Here is a 15,868-nt window from a genome sequence, read left to right on the forward strand (position 1 = left end):
CGTCCAGTAAAGGCTATCCGTATTATAAAAGAAAGGCCGCCCACAGGCGGCCTCTTACTAATAGACTAATAAACCAGTAAACGAATAAACGTTTCTACTCCAGGTTGAACTGGATCCCCTGGGCGAGCGGGAGGGCGGTGCTGTAGTTGATGGTATTCGTTTGCCGGCGCATATAGACGCGCCAGGCATCGGAGCCGCTTTCGCGGCCGCCGCCGGTTTCCTTCTCGCCACCGAAGGCCCCGCCGATCTCCGCACCCGAAGTGCCGATGTTGACGTTGGCAATGCCGCAGTCGGATCCGGCCGATGAAAGGAAAGTTTCCGCCTCGCGCAGGTTCAGCGTCATGATGGACGACGAAAGGCCCTGCGGCACACCGTTCTGGATGGCGATGGCCTCGTCGAGGGTCTTGTATTTCATCAGGTACAGGATCGGCGCGAAGGTCTCGTGCTGAACGATGGAAAAATTCGGTTGCGCCTCGGCCACGCAGGGCTTCACGTAGCAGCCGCTCTCATAGCCGGCGCCCTCGAGCACGCCGCCTTCAACGAGGAAGTTGCCGCCCTCGGCTTTGCATTTCTCGATGGCCTGCAGGTATTGCTCCACGGCGCCTTTGTCGATCAGCGGGCCCACATGGCTGTTGGGATCGAGCGGGTTGCCGATACGCAGTTGTTTGTATGCCGCCACGAGCTTGTCGCGGAAGGAGTCGTAGATGTCTTCGTGGATGATGAGGCGGCGGGTGGTGGTGCAGCGCTGTCCGGCCGTGCCCACGGCTCCGAATACGCACCCTACGATCGCGATGTCGAGGTCGGCATCTTTCGAAATGATAATGGCGTTGTTGCCACCCAGCTCCAGCAGCGAGCGGCCGAGGCGGGCGCCTACGGCAGCTCCTACCGACTTACCCATGCGGGTGGAGCCCGTGGCCGATACGAGCGGCACGCGGCCGTCGTGGGCCATCTTCTCGCCGATGTTGGCTTCGCCGATCACGAGTCCGCACACCCCTTCGGGTACGTTGTTGGCGGCGAATACTTCGGCGATGATGTTCTGGCAGGCAACGGCGCAAAGCGGCGTCTTTTCCGACGGCTTCCAGACGCAAACATCGCCGCAGGCCCAAGCTAGCATCGTATTCCAGCTCCACACGGCCACCGGGAAGTTGAAGGCCGAGATGATGCCCACAATGCCAAGCGGGTGCCACTGCTCGTACATGCGGTGGCCGGGGCGCTCGCTGTGCATCGTAAGGCCATGCAGCTGCCGCGAAAGACCGACCGCGAAGTCGCAGATATCGATCATCTCCTGCACCTCGCCGTAGCCTTCCTGCAGGCTCTTGCCCATCTCGTACGAAACAAGCTGACCGAGTGGTTCTTTGTATTTACGCAGCGCCTCGCCCACCTGGCGCACGATCTCGCCGCGCTTCGGGGAAGGCCACATCCGCCATTCCAGGAACGCTTCCTGGGCTTTGGCGATCACCGCCTCGTAGGCGGCTTCGTCGGCCAGCGTAACCTTTGCGATCTCTTTTCCATCAACGGGGGAGAAGGAGGGGAGCTCCCGGCCGCCGGCTGCGATCCACTGGGTGCCGGTGCTCGCACCGCCGTTAGAGGCTTTGATGCCGAGTGCGGCTAAAATATCCTGCATGACAATCGTTTTTTAAAATTTGAAGTGCGCGCCGAACTGCCACCAACGACCGGGCATCGGGGCACCGAGCAGGTCGCTGTACAAGCGGTCGAACAGGTTGTCGGCCTGTACAAATACACCGAGCTTCTCGGGCAGCACAAAGAACTGGGCTTTTCCGTTCAGCACAAAATAGTCTTTCGAGAGCTCCGCCTTGATGGCCGGAGCGCTTTGCGCGGCCGCCCGCTGCTTGTAGAGCCCCGTCAGCCCGAGCACCACGCGTGGTGTGCTGTAGGCGAGCTGTCCGCTGAGGAGGTACTTTGCAAACGAGTTCAGGTAGAAGCCCTTTGCGCCGTTGGGGCTCTCGGCCTGCGCCCAGGTGAGGCCTGCGGAGGCCATCAGCTCGCGGCGCGTGCCGGTAAAGGTGTGCCGGTACTGCAGGTCGAGCTCGGCGCCGGTGATGTTCACTTTCGCCACGTTGCGGGCGAGTGCGTAAGTGCCGGTGGGCGAAAGGTTGTCGCGGCGCGGCATCTGCGCGTAGGGCGTCGGCACATAGTCGATGAGCCCGTCGTGGAAGCGCTGGAAGAAGGTTGCCGACACGCGGAAGCCCTTGGCCAGGAAATAATCCGCGCCGGCTTCCCAGGCCCAGGAGCGCTCGGACGAAAGCGCGGGATTGCCGATGCGCCCGCTCGTCACGAGTACCTTGTTGTAGTTGTTGTAGCGCTCCGTGAAGTCCGCATCCCGGATCGTTTTGCCGCCCGAGGCACGGAGTTGCAATCCGTTGGTCCGGTAGGAGAGTGCCAGCTGGGGCACCAGCTCGGTGCCGCGTCGCTCCTGCCAGTCGAGGCGCAGCGCCGGCGTTACACTGAAGCCGTCCACAGAAATATATTGCAAGGTGGCGATGCCGGCCACCTGGCTTTCTACGTGGTTGCCCCGGTCGTTGGAGCGGATGCTGCGGCGGAAATACTGGATGCCGCTGTTTAGGATCCACGCGTCGGAGCAACGGTGCTCGTTACGCGCCAGCAGCTGCCAGAGACCGCTTTTGTTCTGGTTGGCCACCGAAGCGCTGTTGAACAGGAACCGGTCGTTGGTATGGCGGTAGCCGCCTTCGAGCGACCAGCGGTTGCGGCCTTTTTCGTAGGAGAGCGCCAACTGGTTCCAGGCGGTGCGCACGCGCTCGCGCGAGGTGTCGCTGGCAAAGGTGGTGTAGTAGTTCTGTGCCGCAAAGTCGCGCTCGTCGTAGCTGCTGCGCACCGCGAGGCGGAGGCCATTGCGGAAGAAGTGGCCGGCCGAAAGCGAAGCCGTATGCGCGTGGAAATAGCCTTTGATGCCCCGCTGCTGCACACCGTCGGCATTGTTGCTCAGCACGCCGCCGCCGATGGTGCTGCGGCCGTTGCTGTAGATGCCCCCCGCCTGCGCGTTGCGGAGCCCGTAGGAGCCTGCGGATACCTGCGCGCTGCCGCCCTTCTGCGCGGTGCCGGCGCGTGCGGCAAAGGACTTCGTGATGATGTGCACCACACCGCCCACCGCCTCGGATCCGTAGAGTGCCGATGAGGCGCCCTTCAGCACTTCGATGCGCTCGATCTCGGCTGGCGCCACCGGGAAATAAGTGGTGAAGTGGCCGGAGAACGGGTCGTTGACGCGCACGCCGTCGATCAGCACCAGCACCTGCTGAAAGGTACCGCCGCGCATCACGATGTCGCTTTGCGCACCCATCGGTCCACGGGCCTGGATCTCGATGCCGGGTACATAGCGCAGGAGCTCGTCGATAGAGCTGACGGGCAGTTTGTGGAAGGCGGAGCCGGGGATGACCAGGATGTTACGGCCGCTGCGCGAAGCGTTTATTGGCGCCAGGCCGGAGGTGACCGTTACCGGATCGAGTTGGATCTCAGTGGGTTGTGTCTGCGCACCGGCGGCGATCGCTGAAAGCAGCGCGGCGGCGGTGGCTGAAATACGGGTGTGCATGATGGTGGTTTAAGCGCCGCAAATATAGGCGCATCGGGCTACGCAGGCACGTTCCTGTTCGATGTTCCATCGTTGACTACCGACAAGGTCCGACGAATGCGTTTCGTTGTTGGGCTGACACCAGCTATCGATCGGTTTTCCTTCAACAAGAAACAACAGGAGAAGAAAACGCTGACGAACCCCGGTAAAAAAAAGTCGCGCGTCAGCGCGACCCTGTTCTTAGCGAATACCTTGGCTCCTTCTTTTCTTAGCGGTAGAAAAACTCTTCTTTACCTCTGGTGCCTTAATACGACTCCGCATCCGTCGGGAAGCCGCCTTCCTTCACATCATCGATGTATTGCTTTACCGCTCCCGTGATCTGCTCGTGCAGGTTGAGGTATTGCCGGAGAAAGCGCGGTCGGAATTCGGTGTTGATGCCCAGCATATCGTGCATCACCAGCACCTGTCCGTCGCAGAAGCGGCCGGCGCCGATGCCGATGGTGGGGATGGAAAGGCTTTGGGTTACTTCCTGCGCGAGGGCCGCGGGGATCTTCTCCAGCACGAGCGCAAAGCAGCCGGCTTCCTGGAGCAGCAGCGCGTCGGCCTTGAGCTTGTTGGCCTCCGCTTCTTCTTTCGCCCGCACGTTGTAGGAGCCGAACTTGTAGATCGACTGCGGCGTGAGCCCGAGGTGCGCCATGATGGGGATGCCGGCGGATATGATGCGCTTCACGGAGTCGATGATCTCTTCTCCGCCTTCCACCTTGATCGCATGCGCGCCGGTCTCCTTCATGATGCGGATGGCCGAAGCGAGCGCAATGTCGCCGTTGCCCTGGTAGGAGCCGAAGGGCAGGTCTACCACGATGAGGCAGCGCGGGGCGCCGCGTACCACCGACTGCGCATGGTAGATCATGTGGTCAAGCGTGATCGGCAGCGTGGTTTCGTGGCCTGCCATCACGTTGGAGGCAGAGTCGCCTACGAGCAGCACATCGATGCCGGCCGCGTCGATGATACGGGCAAAGGAGTAGTCGTACGCCGTCAGCATCGAGATCTTCTGGCCCTTGGCCTTCATCTTTTGCAGGGTGGCGGTGGTGATGCGTTTCACCTCGGCGGCAGCGCTCATAGCAGAAATTTCGGGCAAGTTAATTAATGTGCTAATGAGATAATTTGCTAATGTGCTAAACGGATAAAAGAACGAATGGGCCAAGCCCTCTGAAAATGTATTACCCCATTAGCACATTACCCCATTAGCACATTCGTTATACCCACTTCTCCGGCTCGTGCTTGGTGAGTTCTTCGAACAAGCTGTGGATCAGGCCGTCGGCAACACCCATCTTGGGTACGAAGATGTCTTCGGCAGCTACCCAGCGCATCACGTTGATGTAGATCAGCAGCGCCGGCACGATCACGTCGGCGCGGTCTTCGCGAAGCTTGTACAGCTGCATGCGTTGCCGGAGCGAAAGCGAGCTGAATTCCTTGTAATAGTTGCGGAGCTGCTCGAGGTTGAGCGGCTTGCCCTCTTTTTTCTTGGAGAGCGAGAAGATCTTGTTGATGTTACCGCCCGAGCCGATGCAGGTGACGTGGAGGCCGCGCGTCCGGTCTTTGATGAAGTCCTTCATTTTCTCCCAGTCGGGTTTGCCCACCTGGTCTTTCAGCAGGCGGATCGTCCCGATGTCGAAGGATTCGTTGAACTGCAGCTTGCCCTCGGAAAAAAAGGTGAGCTCCGTGGAGCCGCCGCCCACGTTGATGTACAGGTAAGAGTCCTGGCTGCTCAACTTCTCCGCCTCGTGGCTTTCGTGCAGCAGCCGCGCCTCCTCGTTACCGTCAATGACGTCGATGCGGATGCCGGTCTCCCGCTCCACGCGCTCGAGCACTTCCTGCGCATTCGCCGCGCCGCGCATCGCGGAGGTAGCTGCCGCCTTGTATTGCTGCACGCCGTAGACCTCCATCAGCAGTCGGTACGACTGAAGGGTCTTGACCATCATCTCTTCGCGTTGCGGAGAGATGCGCCCGGTCTCGAACACGTCGAAGCCAAGACGCAAGGGCACGCGGATGAGGGCCATCTTGATAAAATCTACCGTTGCATTCGGTCCGCGCAGCACATCGTTGATGAGCAGGCGCCCGGCGTTACTACCTATGTCAATTGCTGCCAGTCTCACTGTCTGTTTCCTTTTGAGGTTGATCGATATGGCTGTCTTCAGGCTCCTTCTTGTTCTGCAGGTAATTGTAGATCTCCACCTGCGAGCGGATCGGCGGCTGGTGATCAGCTCTTACATACTCGTTAATCAGGTTGTTGTCGAGAACCCGTGCCTTGATATTGTCCTGCAACTGGATGTTGATGATGTCCTTGAGCTCCTGCTTCAGGCGCTCGTCGAGGATGGGGCAGGTCGCTTCCACGCGGTGGTCCAGGTTGCGGGTCATCCAGTCGGCCGAGGAAATGAAGATCTTCTCCTTGCCGCCGTTGTGGAAGATCCAGACCCTCGCATGCTCCAGGTATTCATCTACTATCGAGATGGCCGTTACCGGCTTCTGAAAGCGCTCGCTTTCGGAGAACATGCAGAAGATGCCGCGGATGATCAGCTTGATCTCCACGCCTTCCCGGGCTGCATGGTAGAGGGCTTCGATGATCTCCTCGTCGGATAGCGAGTTCATTTTGCCCATAAGCATCGCCGGCTTTCCCTTACGCGCATTCTTTACCTCGTTGTCGATCATCCGCAGGATCTCGCGGCGCGCGAACACCGGGCTCGGGATCAGCGTACTGCAGGCTTTCAGGAAGTGGGTGCCGGTCTTATAATGCTCGATATAGTTAAAGAGCCGGTTTACGTCCGACATGATGGCCCGGTTCGATGTGAGGAGGCAGTGGTCGGCATACACCTTCGACGTGCTTTCGTTCAGGTTGCCGGTGCTTACGAAGCCGTAGTGGATCACACGGTCGTGGAGGCGCTTGCGGATGAGGCACACTTTCGCATGCACCTTCATATTCGGAATACCGATGAGCACTTTCACGCCTTCGTCTTCGAGGCGCTCCTTCCATTCGAGGTTGGCCTCCTCGTCGAAGCGGGCGCGCAGCTCCAGCATCACCGTCACCTGCTTGCCGTTGCGCACGGCATTGATGAGGGCGTTGATCACTTTGGAGTTCCTCGCCAGCCGGTAGCAGGTGATCTTGATCGCGGTCACGTCAGGGTCGATGGCCGATTCGCGCAGCAGGTCGATCACCGGGCTGTAGGAGTGATAGGGGAAGTTGAGCAGGATATCGCGCTCCAGCACCACGTCGGTAATGCGGCGCTCGAGCAGGAGCGGGTGGTCGAAGGGCTTCCGGCGCGCACCCTGGTCCTTCAGCACCTGGAACGGGAACTCCATAAAGTGCCGGAAGTTGTGGATGCGCCCGCCGGGAATGAGGTTGTCGCGCTTCGTGAGGTTCATGCGGCGAATGAGGTATTCGAGCAGGCCCGGGTCCATTTCCTTGTCGTACACAAAGCGAACGGGCTTGCCCTTACGGCGGTTCTTGAGTCCTTTCTCGATCTTCTGGATCAGCGTCGTGGATACGTCGGCGTCCATGTCGATCTCGGCATCGCGCGTCACCTTGAACACGTTCGACTGGTAGTTGTCGTACCCGAAGTAGGAGAAGATGGTCGGCAGGTTGAAGCGGATGATGTCCTCGAGCAGGATGATGTGCTGCTCGCCATCCGGAGAGGGAAGGAGGATAAAGCGGTCGTTGAAGCGCTTCGGCACCTCGATGAGGGCATACTTGCGTTTCAACGCGCTCTCCTGCTTCGACATCACCACGCCCAGGTAGATCGACTTGTCGCGCAGGAACGGGAAGTCGGGGATGCTCTCGATCATGAGCGGGATGACGTTCGGACTCACCTCGTTGTCGTAGTAGTCCTCCACAAAGCTTCGCTGCTCTGCGTTCAGGTCCTTTTCGGTAACGAGGAACACCTTTTGCTCCCGCATTTCGCGCAGGATGCCGTCCCAGATGCGGTTGAATTCGCTTTGCTGGTTGAGCACCGTCATCTGGATCTCCTCGAGGATGCCTTCCGGGTTTTGCTCGAGGTGCATTTTAGCCTTGGCGCCGAACTGGATCATGCGCTTCAGCGTAGCGACGCGTACGCGGAAGAACTCGTCGAGATTGTTGGAGAAAATGCCGAGAAAGCGGATGCGCGAAGAAAGCGACACGGAAGGGTCGGCAGCTTCCTGGAGCACCCTGCCGTTGAAGGAAAGCCAGCTGATGTCGCGTGGTATGATGCGTTTTTTGGGTATGGCCATGCTTGAGGTCTATGGTTTGAGGCCGGTTGGGCCTTTGCTATTGCTTCATCTTTTCAATAATGCCGGTTGTGGAGAACCCTTCCCGGATGGGGTTGATCACCACGCGTCCGCCTGCCGCCTGCACTTCGGCAGCGCCCGCGATGTCTTCCACTTTGTAGTCGCCCCCTTTTACCAGCACATCCGGAAGCAACGCGGCAATAAGTTCGCGCGGGGTATCCTCCCCGAAGAGCACTACGGCATCTACCATCAACAACGAAGCCAGAACCATAGCGCGGCTCTGCTCATCATTCAGCGGTCGGCTTTCGCCTTTGAGGCGCTTCACGGAGGCGTCGCTGTTAAGGCCTACCACCAGATAATCGGCCTCGGCGGCAGCGGCGGAGAGCGAGTCGATATGGCCGGCGTGCAGGAGGTCGAAGCAGCCGTTGGTAAAGGCGATCGTTTTCCCGGGGAGGCGCCATTGCTGGGCGCGGCGGAGCAGTTCGGGCAGCTGCAGGATCTTATTGCGGTACGACAGGGGAGCTTTCATGATCGCGGTTTTTGTTGAAGCGGGAGAGGAGCGAAAAGCAGAGTACGCCTACGATCAGCACCACCACCGTTTGCACTACCCAGAGCAGCCAGCCGAGCGCGACGCCGATCGTGTTTTCGTCGAGCCCGTACCAGCTCATGAGCTTGCCTACGAGCACGGCATACGCCCCGATGCCCCCCGGTGTGATGACCATACCTACAGAGCCGACGGCCAGGGTGGTGAGCCCGCCGCCGATGCCGAGGTGCGCCGTTTCGCGGAGCGCATAGATTCCGAGCGTGGTTCCCGCAAGGTACAAGACCCAGATGAGGATCGTTTGAATAAGAAAGGCGCCTTTTTGCTGTACGAAGCGGATGGAGGAAAGACCGTGTCCGATACCGCGCACCACGTTTTTTAATTTGCCGATAAAGTCGATATGCCCGAAGCGCTTCAGCACGAAAAAGAGCAGGGCTACGAAGAGCAGTGCGCCACCCGCCATCAGGGCGATCTTCCGAACCGATGCTTCCCCGCTGCCATCGGACACGATACCCGAGAAGCGCTCGCGGATCGGCGCGCTGATGATGTCGCCCTGGAAGAGAAAGGCGCAGGCAAAGGCGATGAGCAGGCATACCACATCAACGGCCCGCTCCATCACGATGGTGCCTACGAGCTTGTCGACCCGAAGCTTTTCGTAGCGGGAGAGGATGGTGCACTTCATCACCTCGCCGAGGCGCGGCACGCCGGAGTTGACGAGGTAGCCGATCATAACGGCGGCGAACACGTTGAAGTTGGAAGGGCGGTATCCGAGCGGCTCCATGAGGATCTTCCAACGGAGGGCCCTTACGTAGTGTGCGAGCACGAGCAGGAGAAAGGCCGGCACGATCAGCCAGTGGCGGGCGCGGGCCAGCGCATCCTTGATCTGTAGCCACTGCTCGTGGTGGATGTCTTTTACGGATAGCCAGACGAAGAAAAGGCCGAGCCCCAGGAAGAACAGATATTGTACAACGGTCAGTACCTTTTTCTTCATGCGGCAATATAGCCCGGGCACGGCCAACGGCCAAGTATTTGGCGTTATCGTTTGTTGCCTTCGCGCGGGAATACGATGAAGGGCTGGAAGGTCTTTGCTTCCTCGAAGGGCATCGAGCAGTAGGAGATGATCACCACCACGTCGCCGACCATTCCCTTGCGGGCGGCGGGCCCGTTGAGGCAGCACACGCCGGAGCCGCGCTTGCCCTTGATCAGGTAGGTCTCGAGGCGCTCGCCGTTGTTGACGTTCACCACCTGCACCTGCTCGTTCTCGATCATGTTGGCGGCGTCCATCAGGTCCTCGTCGAGGGTGAGCGATCCTACGTAGTGCAGGTTGGCCTCGGTGATCACGGCGCGGTGTACTTTGGATTTTAAAACGGTCACGGTCATAAGGCCGCAAAGGTAGGATGTCTATTGGTCTATTCGTTTATTGGTAATCGGGTGGCGTCCGGCAATAACTTATCTCATTGTGTTGAGCCTTTCACGGCTCACCCGCTCACTCGATCACCATATTGTCGATCAGCCGGATGCCCCCGATCGAAGCGGCCACGAGCACAACGGCGGGCCGCTGCTTGTCGGACAGCGGTGCCAGGTCGGCCGGGCGACAAAGCGCCACATAGTCAACGGCAAACCCATCCTGCTCGAGCTCCTGCGTGGCACGGGCCTCAAGGGCACGGTTGTCGGTCGTGAAAAAATCCTCCCGGACCCGATTGAGGCTGCGGAAGAGGGCGAGGGCCTTCGTGCGTTGTTCGGCACTGAGGCGCAGGTTGCGGCTGCTCATCGCGAGGCCGCTTTCCTCGCGCATCGTCGGCTCGATCGACAGGCGGATTTGGTCGGTTGCGCCCATCAGTTCGAGCAGGCGGCGGATCACCATGCACTGCTGGAAGTCCTTCTGGCCCAAGTAGAGCACATCGGGGTGCACTACCTCGAGCAGGCGCTCCACCACCTCGCACACACCCTGGAAATGGCCGGGCCGGAAGGCGCCTTCCAGCACCGTTTCCAGCGTGCCCAGGTCGTACTGCTTCTTCACATGCCCGTCGGGATATACCTCGCGGACGGAGGGCAGGAACAGGACATCGGTACCGGCACCCAGGAGCTGCTCCACATCGCGGTCGATGGTGACCGGGTAGTTGCTGAAGTCGTCGGGATTGTTGAACTGGGTGGGGTTGACGAAGATGGAGCAGACGCTGAGGCCGCACTCGGCCTTGGCTTTCCGGAGCAGCGAAAGGTGGCCCTCGTGGAGGGCGCCCATGGTGGGTACGAAGCCCACCGACAGCCCTTCGCGCTGGCGGAGCGCGAGGTAGGCGGAGAGCTCGCGGGCCGTTTTAAAAATGTTCATGGAAGCAGCAGGTATTCATTTATAGGGGCGGCTTTGGCAAGAAATAGTTACCTTTGCACACCTTTTATAAGGCTAAAACCGGGTTTAACCAATGTCAGCAAAGAAAAGAATTTTATTTATAGCCAATGAAATGTCGCCCTACCTGGAGCTGACAGAATTCTCGGAGATCGTCAACCGACTGGCGATCAAGGCAAATGATAATGGCTTCGAGGTACGCTGCATCATGCCCCGCTTTGGCACCATCAATGAGCGCCGCCACCGCCTCCACGAAGTGGTACGCCTTTCCGGCATCAACGTGTCGGTCGACAACGAAGACTTCCCCCTGCAGATCAAGGTGGCCTCCCTGCCCAATGCCCGCCTGCAGGTTTATTTCCTCGACAACGAGGACCTGTTCAAGCGCAAGACCGTATTCAACGACGAGAAGGACGCCTGGTACGACGACAACGGCCTCCGCACCGTGTTCTTCTGCAAGGGCGCACTGGAAACCGTGAAGAAATTCGGCTGGCCCCCGGACATCATCCATTGCTCCGGCTGGATGACCGCACTCATTCCGGCTTACCTGAAAACAGTGTACAAGAAAGAGCCGGTGTTTGCACACAGCAAGGTAGTATACACGATCGGCGAGAATACCTTTGAAGAAGGCCTCGGCGACGATTTCATCAAGAAAGCCCTCATTCACCAGACCCTCAAGGAGAAGGACCTCGATGCCTTCAAGGGTGCGAACAACGCCGGCCTGTTCCAGGGCGGTGCCACACATGCCGATGCCATTACGTTCGGCTCGGAGTCGGTGGATCCCGCGCTGCTGGATGCCTTCTCCAAGGTGCGCGGCAAGAAGACCTTGCCCTATAATGCAGAGTCTGATTTAACAGACTATTTACAGTTGTATGTCGATCTTGCGGGCAAGTGATCCCCTGCTTTGATACAGCAGGGTGGCGCGTTTGCGGCGAGCGGATTTTTCTGCAGGCCGCTGTTGCCCGGAACCTCCATCAACACCTCAAAATCATTTCGTGAAGAAATTCAGTTGGCCCCTCGTGGCCTTGGCAGTATTCGTTACGTTCGGCTGGGCGATCTCCTCTTGCCGTAAGATCAATGAAGCAACGGAGCTGGGTGGTGGACTCGTTCCACCGGTCGACAATATCAACACGTTCGATACCGTGCTCCAGGTGCGGTCCAATAATGTTCCCCGCAACGATACGGGCAGCGTATTTGTGACCGACGAAATGGCTGTCGGCTACCTCAACGACGCCACTTTCGGTACCACCAAGGCCGACCTGTATTTCAACATCGGGCCACGCGCGTACAAGAGCAGCCCGTTCAATAACGCCGACTCGGTAGTAGGTGTTGACTCTGTTGTACTGAGCCTTGCCTATACCGGCAACTACTATGGCGATACGACCTCCGATGTTACGGTAAACGTTTCGGAGATCAACGATCCTTTGTATAAAGACAGCTCGCTCTATTCGGTACAGCATCCCGCATTTACCACCGGCGCCTCACTGGGATCGAGGACCTTCGCGCTCCGCGAGCTGAATGACTCCGTGCGCATGATTCGGGCCCGCGACACCTTTAAGGTGGCGAACGTGCTCCGGGTGCGCCTGAACAACTCCTTCGGAGAACGCCTTGCTTCCTTCGATACCCTCACCAACTCTGTCATTGGCGGCTATGCCAGCTATACGAATTTTTATAAGCTCGTACCCGGCCTCGCCATCACCACAACGCAGAGCGGCGCGAGCAACAGCATCGGCTATTACACGCTCGCCGACACCAGCAAGTCGCGCCTCATCGTTTATTGCCGGATCAAGCGTGGCGGAAAGATCGATACCACGTCGGTGCCCTTCTACCACGGCCTCTATAGCTCCGGTTTCCAATCGACGACCGGCTCCAACAGCGACCTGAAGCCCCGCGGCACACAGGCTAACCTGATCCGCCGCACCCATGCCGGTCCGTTCCTGGCCGCCCTCAACAACGGCAACCCGGACGACGAGCTGGTGTACCTGCAGTCGGAGCCCGGCTCCGGCGCCACCATTCATATTCCCGCGCTCAACACCCTTTCGAACCGCGTGGTACACCGCGCCGAGCTCATCGTAACACAGGAGCCGAACGTGCCGAACACAACCTACCCGGCACCCCGTAACCTGCTGCTCGCCCGCGGCTCGGCTGTGGACTCGCTGCGCGGCGTTACCGACGACTCGCTGACGGCGACGGTTCCGAGCGGCTCGGTCAACATCGGTCTCTTCGGGGGCAACCTGCTGTCCGACGGCACTTACCGGTTCAACCTGACCCGCCATGTGCAGGACATCATTACCCATGGCCGTCCGAACGACACGCTTTACCTCTTCGCACCCTTCCGCACCACGTTGAAGGACGCCCGCTTCTTTGCGCGGCAACGGAACGTCACCGTAGGCCCGCGTATGGGCTGGGGCCGTGTGGTGGTTACCGGAGGTGCGTTTGCCGACGGTGCCCGCCGGATGCGCCTGCGCATCGTTTACTCGCGCCTGTGATCCTGACTGATTTAAAACACAGGACCCTATATTTGCAACCTGTTTCTTTTTACAACCACTTTTAATCTAAGCCACGCATGCCTTATCTATTTACTTCGGAAAGCGTATCCGAAGGCCATCCCGACAAAGTTGCCGACCAGATCTCCGATGCGCTGATCGACCATTTCCTGGCCATGGACCCCCAGTCGAAGGTCGCTTGTGAGACCCTGGTGACGACCGGCCAGGTGGTGCTGGCAGGCGAAGTGAAGTCGCGCGCCTACCTCGACGTACAGGACATCGCCCGCGACGTGATCCGCCGTATCGGGTACACCAAGAGCGAATACATGTTCGAGGCTAACTCCTGTGGTATCCTCTCCGCTATTCACGAGCAATCGTCTGATATCAACCAGGGCGTTGATCGCCAGAAGAAAGAAGAGCAGGGCGCCGGCGACCAGGGCATGATGTTCGGTTATGCCACCAACGAGACCGAGGATTTCATGCCGCTTGCGCTCGACCTCGCGCACAAGCTGCTCATCGAGCTTGCCGCGCTGCGCCGCGAGAACAAGCAGATCAAATACCTGCGTCCTGATGCCAAGAGCCAGGTAACGCTCGAGTACGACGATAACAACCGTCCCGTGCGCATCGATACCATCGTGGTCTCCACGCAGCACGACGATTTCGATACCGAGAAGAAGATGGCCGACAAGATCCAGCAGGACATCATCAACATCTTGATCCCGCGCGTGAAGGCCAAGTACAAGAAGTACGCGAAGCTGTTCAACAGCGAGATTAAGTACCACATCAACCCCACGGGCAAGTTCGTGATCGGCGGCCCCCACGGCGACACCGGCCTCACCGGCCGCAAGATCATCGTGGATACCTACGGTGGCAAGGGTGCCCACGGTGGTGGCGCCTTCTCCGGCAAGGATCCTTCCAAGGTAGACCGCTCGGCCGCTTACGCCACGCGTCACATCGCTAAAAACCTCGTGGCAGCAGGATTGTGCGACGAGATCCTGGTGCAGGTGTCGTACGCGATCGGCGTAGCACAGCCTACTTCCATCAACGTCAATACCTACGGCACCGCCAAGGTGGAGATGAGTGATGCCGAGATCGCCGAGATCGTAGCCGGCATCTTCGACATGCGCCCCTACTTCATTGAGCAGCGCCTGAAGCTGCGCAACCCCATCTACAGCGAGACGGCCGCTTACGGACACATGGGCCGTACGCCGGAAGTGGTGACGAAAGAGTTTTTGGCCCCCGGTGGTAAGATCGTGAAGAAGAAAGTGGAGCTGTTTACCTGGGAAAAGCTCGATTACGTTTCCAAAGTGAAGAAGGCCTTCGGTCTCTGATCATCGAAATAGCAAATGAAAACCTCCGCCTACCGCGGAGGTTTTTTTATATTGGGGTAATGAAACGACGCTTGTTCTTTCCGGCATTGGCAACGATCGTGATGCTCCTCGTAATGCGGTACCAGGGCGCCGCCCTCGTGCACAGTCCGGTGAGCAAACGGGGGATTATCGACCTTGAGTTTGCCTGGACCGAAGCGCGTTTCGCCGAGTTGATGGCGCTCTGGAAGCCGTGGGAAGTCACGCTCAATTTTTACCTCGACTTTCTCTTCATAGTAGCCTACACCTGGTTTTTTTGGACGGCGGCTCGCCACATGCGGGCACGCTTCCGCAAGCCGGCAGTGCCCGGTGTATTTGCGGCCCTGGCCCTTGCTGCCGGCGGGCTGGACGTTGTGGAAAATGGCCTGCTTCTTTTCCGGGTGCTGGGCGGAAGCGGTACCTGGGCGCTGCAGGGCGCAGCCCTGGCCGCTGCACTCAAGTTTGCCGCCCTGGCGGCGGTAGCCGCGTTCCTGTTATGGACCGCGGTATCCCGGCGAAACGGGACCGGGGCTACGATTCCCGCGCTTTAATGCCGGGGGCTTACCTTTAGGCCGTGAAGCACTTTCGTCCCCAATCGCGCCCGAAGAAAAATATGTTGCTCGTAGGCCGTGCCGCCATTCTGCAGGCACTTTCCGAAGGGCAGGCCATCGACCGCATCTACCTGCAAAAGAATGCGCCGGCAGCCCTGCAGCAGGAGCTCCGGCAGGCAACGGCCAAGACCACCGTTCCGCTCAATTATGTGCCTGTGGAGAAGCTCAACGGGTTCAATGTGGGCGACCATGGCGGCTGCGTCGCACTGCGCTCGCGGGTGCAGTACCAGGACCTCCAGGAGGTGATCTCTTGGGTGGTTGATAAAGGGGAGGCGCCGCTCTTCCTGATCCTCGATGGCGTCACGGATATCCGCAACATCGGCGGCATTGCGCGTACGGCCTGGAGTATGGGCGTGCACGCGTTGATCATCCCCGACAAAGGCGTTGGCGCCCTCAACGAGGATGCCATCCTGACCTCCGCCGGTGCGCTCGAGGAGATCCCCGTATGCCGCGTCGGCAGCCTCATGAAGGCTGTGGACGAGCTCCGGCTCAATGGCATCCGCGTGCTGGCATCCGAGATGGAAGCAAAGGCCCCGATCTTCGACGTGAACTTCCGCGAGCCGGTGGCGATCGTGATGGGAGGAGAGGAGCGCGGCATCAACAGCGCCCTGCTCAAAATCTGCGACGAGCAATTCAGGATACCTATGCCCAGCGGCTTCGAGTCGCTCAACGTGTCGGTGGCCACCGGGATGATCCTGTACGAAGCCATGAAGCAGCGCGTTACTTCTTAATTCGAAAC

The 15,868-nt window shown here is 59.3% G+C and carries 14 protein-coding genes; 5 read left to right on the forward strand and 9 right to left on the reverse strand.

Features of this window, described 5'->3' with window-relative positions:
- Positions 1-94 precede the first annotated feature (94 nt).
- The 9 genes from amaB to panC all read right to left on the reverse strand — a co-directional run bounded on the left by amaB (position 95) and on the right by panC (position 10,674).
- Positions 95-1,624 (reverse strand): L-piperidine-6-carboxylate dehydrogenase, encoded by a 1,530-nt coding sequence (amaB, locus tag ABD937_RS10155; protein WP_345255521.1) that lies wholly within the window; start codon positions 1,622-1,624, stop codon positions 95-97.
- A 12-nt stretch (positions 1,625-1,636) separates the two neighbouring features.
- Positions 1,637-3,565, reverse strand: a complete 1,929-nt coding sequence (locus ABD937_RS10160; protein WP_345255522.1) for a TonB-dependent receptor plug domain-containing protein — start codon at positions 3,563-3,565, stop codon at positions 1,637-1,639.
- 283 nt (positions 3,566-3,848) lie between these two features.
- Positions 3,849-4,664 carry a 3-methyl-2-oxobutanoate hydroxymethyltransferase gene (panB, locus tag ABD937_RS10165; protein ID WP_345255524.1) on the reverse strand — a complete coding sequence of 272 codons (816 nt, stop codon included), beginning with the start codon at positions 4,662-4,664 and terminating at the stop codon, positions 3,849-3,851.
- Positions 4,665-4,800: 136 nt separating this feature from the next.
- Entirely contained in the window at positions 4,801-5,700 is a 900-nt protein-coding gene (locus tag ABD937_RS10170; protein WP_345255526.1) for a Ppx/GppA phosphatase family protein, read from the reverse strand.
- Positions 5,681-7,807, reverse strand: a complete 2,127-nt coding sequence (gene ppk1 / locus ABD937_RS10175) for a polyphosphate kinase 1 (protein ID WP_345255527.1) — start codon at positions 7,805-7,807, stop codon at positions 5,681-5,683. Before ppk1 ends, ABD937_RS10170 begins: the two co-directional genes overlap by 20 nt.
- Positions 7,808-7,844: 37 nt before the next feature.
- Complete coding sequence (rfaE2, locus tag ABD937_RS10180; protein WP_345255528.1) at positions 7,845-8,333, reverse strand: D-glycero-beta-D-manno-heptose 1-phosphate adenylyltransferase; 489 nt, start codon at positions 8,331-8,333, stop codon at positions 7,845-7,847.
- Entirely contained in the window at positions 8,305-9,336 is a 1,032-nt protein-coding gene (locus ABD937_RS10185; protein WP_345255529.1) for a lysylphosphatidylglycerol synthase transmembrane domain-containing protein, read from the reverse strand. The genes rfaE2 and ABD937_RS10185 overlap by 29 nt, the downstream gene beginning before the upstream one ends.
- A gap of 44 nt (positions 9,337-9,380) precedes the next feature.
- Positions 9,381-9,725 (reverse strand): aspartate 1-decarboxylase, encoded by a 345-nt coding sequence (gene panD / locus ABD937_RS10190; protein ID WP_345255530.1) that lies wholly within the window; start codon positions 9,723-9,725, stop codon positions 9,381-9,383.
- 106 nt (positions 9,726-9,831) lie between these two features.
- The gene (gene panC, locus ABD937_RS10195) at positions 9,832-10,674 is read right to left on the reverse strand and encodes a pantoate--beta-alanine ligase (RefSeq protein WP_345255532.1); all 843 of its coding nucleotides are present in this window, start codon (positions 10,672-10,674) and stop codon (positions 9,832-9,834) included.
- Positions 10,675-10,765: 91 nt separating this feature from the next.
- Here panC and ABD937_RS10200 point away from each other — a divergent pair, with 91 nt between their 5' ends.
- The 5 genes from ABD937_RS10200 (at position 10,766) to rlmB (ending at position 15,860) form a co-directional block, all read left to right on the forward strand.
- Positions 10,766-11,581, forward strand: a complete 816-nt coding sequence (locus ABD937_RS10200; RefSeq protein WP_345255533.1) for a glycogen/starch synthase — start codon at positions 10,766-10,768, stop codon at positions 11,579-11,581.
- Between the two features lie 100 nt (positions 11,582-11,681).
- Complete coding sequence (locus tag ABD937_RS10205) at positions 11,682-13,175, forward strand: DUF4270 family protein (protein WP_345255535.1); 1,494 nt, start codon at positions 11,682-11,684, stop codon at positions 13,173-13,175.
- A 77-nt stretch (positions 13,176-13,252) separates the two neighbouring features.
- A complete protein-coding gene (gene metK, locus ABD937_RS10210) occupies positions 13,253-14,503 on the forward strand; it encodes a methionine adenosyltransferase (protein ID WP_345255536.1) in 1,251 nt (416 codons plus the stop codon).
- A 59-nt stretch (positions 14,504-14,562) separates the two neighbouring features.
- Positions 14,563-15,069 carry a hypothetical protein gene (locus ABD937_RS10215; RefSeq protein WP_345255538.1) on the forward strand — a complete coding sequence of 169 codons (507 nt, stop codon included), beginning with the start codon at positions 14,563-14,565 and terminating at the stop codon, positions 15,067-15,069.
- A gap of 23 nt (positions 15,070-15,092) precedes the next feature.
- Positions 15,093-15,860 (forward strand): 23S rRNA (guanosine(2251)-2'-O)-methyltransferase RlmB, encoded by a 768-nt coding sequence (gene rlmB / locus ABD937_RS10220; RefSeq protein ID WP_345255540.1) that lies wholly within the window; start codon positions 15,093-15,095, stop codon positions 15,858-15,860.
- Positions 15,861-15,868 lie beyond the last annotated feature (8 nt).

The organism is Flaviaestuariibacter amylovorans (assembly GCF_039541815.1).
Taxonomy (GTDB): Bacteria; Bacteroidota; Bacteroidia; order Chitinophagales; family Chitinophagaceae; genus Flavisolibacter; species Flavisolibacter amylovorans.

What these genes read in the sequence shown, in the direction of transcription:
- ppk1 (WP_345255527.1), bottom strand. Translation starts at nt 7,807, where the DNA reads ATGGCCATACCCAAAAAACGCATCATACCACGCGACATCAGCTGGCTT.
- metK (WP_345255536.1), top strand. Translation starts at nt 13,253, where the DNA reads ATGCCTTATCTATTTACTTCGGAAAGCGTATCCGAAGGCCATCCCGAC.
- rfaE2 (WP_345255528.1), bottom strand. Translation starts at nt 8,333, where the DNA reads ATGAAAGCTCCCCTGTCGTACCGCAATAAGATCCTGCAGCTGCCCGAA.
- ABD937_RS10200 (WP_345255533.1), top strand. Translation starts at nt 10,766, where the DNA reads ATGTCAGCAAAGAAAAGAATTTTATTTATAGCCAATGAAATGTCGCCC.
- panB (WP_345255524.1), bottom strand. Translation starts at nt 4,664, where the DNA reads ATGAGCGCTGCCGCCGAGGTGAAACGCATCACCACCGCCACCCTGCAA.
- ABD937_RS10160 (WP_345255522.1), bottom strand. Translation starts at nt 3,565, where the DNA reads ATGCACACCCGTATTTCAGCCACCGCCGCCGCGCTGCTTTCAGCGATC.
- panC (WP_345255532.1), bottom strand. Translation starts at nt 10,674, where the DNA reads ATGAACATTTTTAAAACGGCCCGCGAGCTCTCCGCCTACCTCGCGCTC.
- ABD937_RS10185 (WP_345255529.1), bottom strand. Translation starts at nt 9,336, where the DNA reads ATGAAGAAAAAGGTACTGACCGTTGTACAATATCTGTTCTTCCTGGGG.
- ABD937_RS10215 (WP_345255538.1), top strand. Translation starts at nt 14,563, where the DNA reads ATGAAACGACGCTTGTTCTTTCCGGCATTGGCAACGATCGTGATGCTC.
- panD (WP_345255530.1), bottom strand. Translation starts at nt 9,725, where the DNA reads ATGACCGTGACCGTTTTAAAATCCAAAGTACACCGCGCCGTGATCACC.
- amaB (WP_345255521.1), bottom strand. Translation starts at nt 1,624, where the DNA reads ATGCAGGATATTTTAGCCGCACTCGGCATCAAAGCCTCTAACGGCGGT.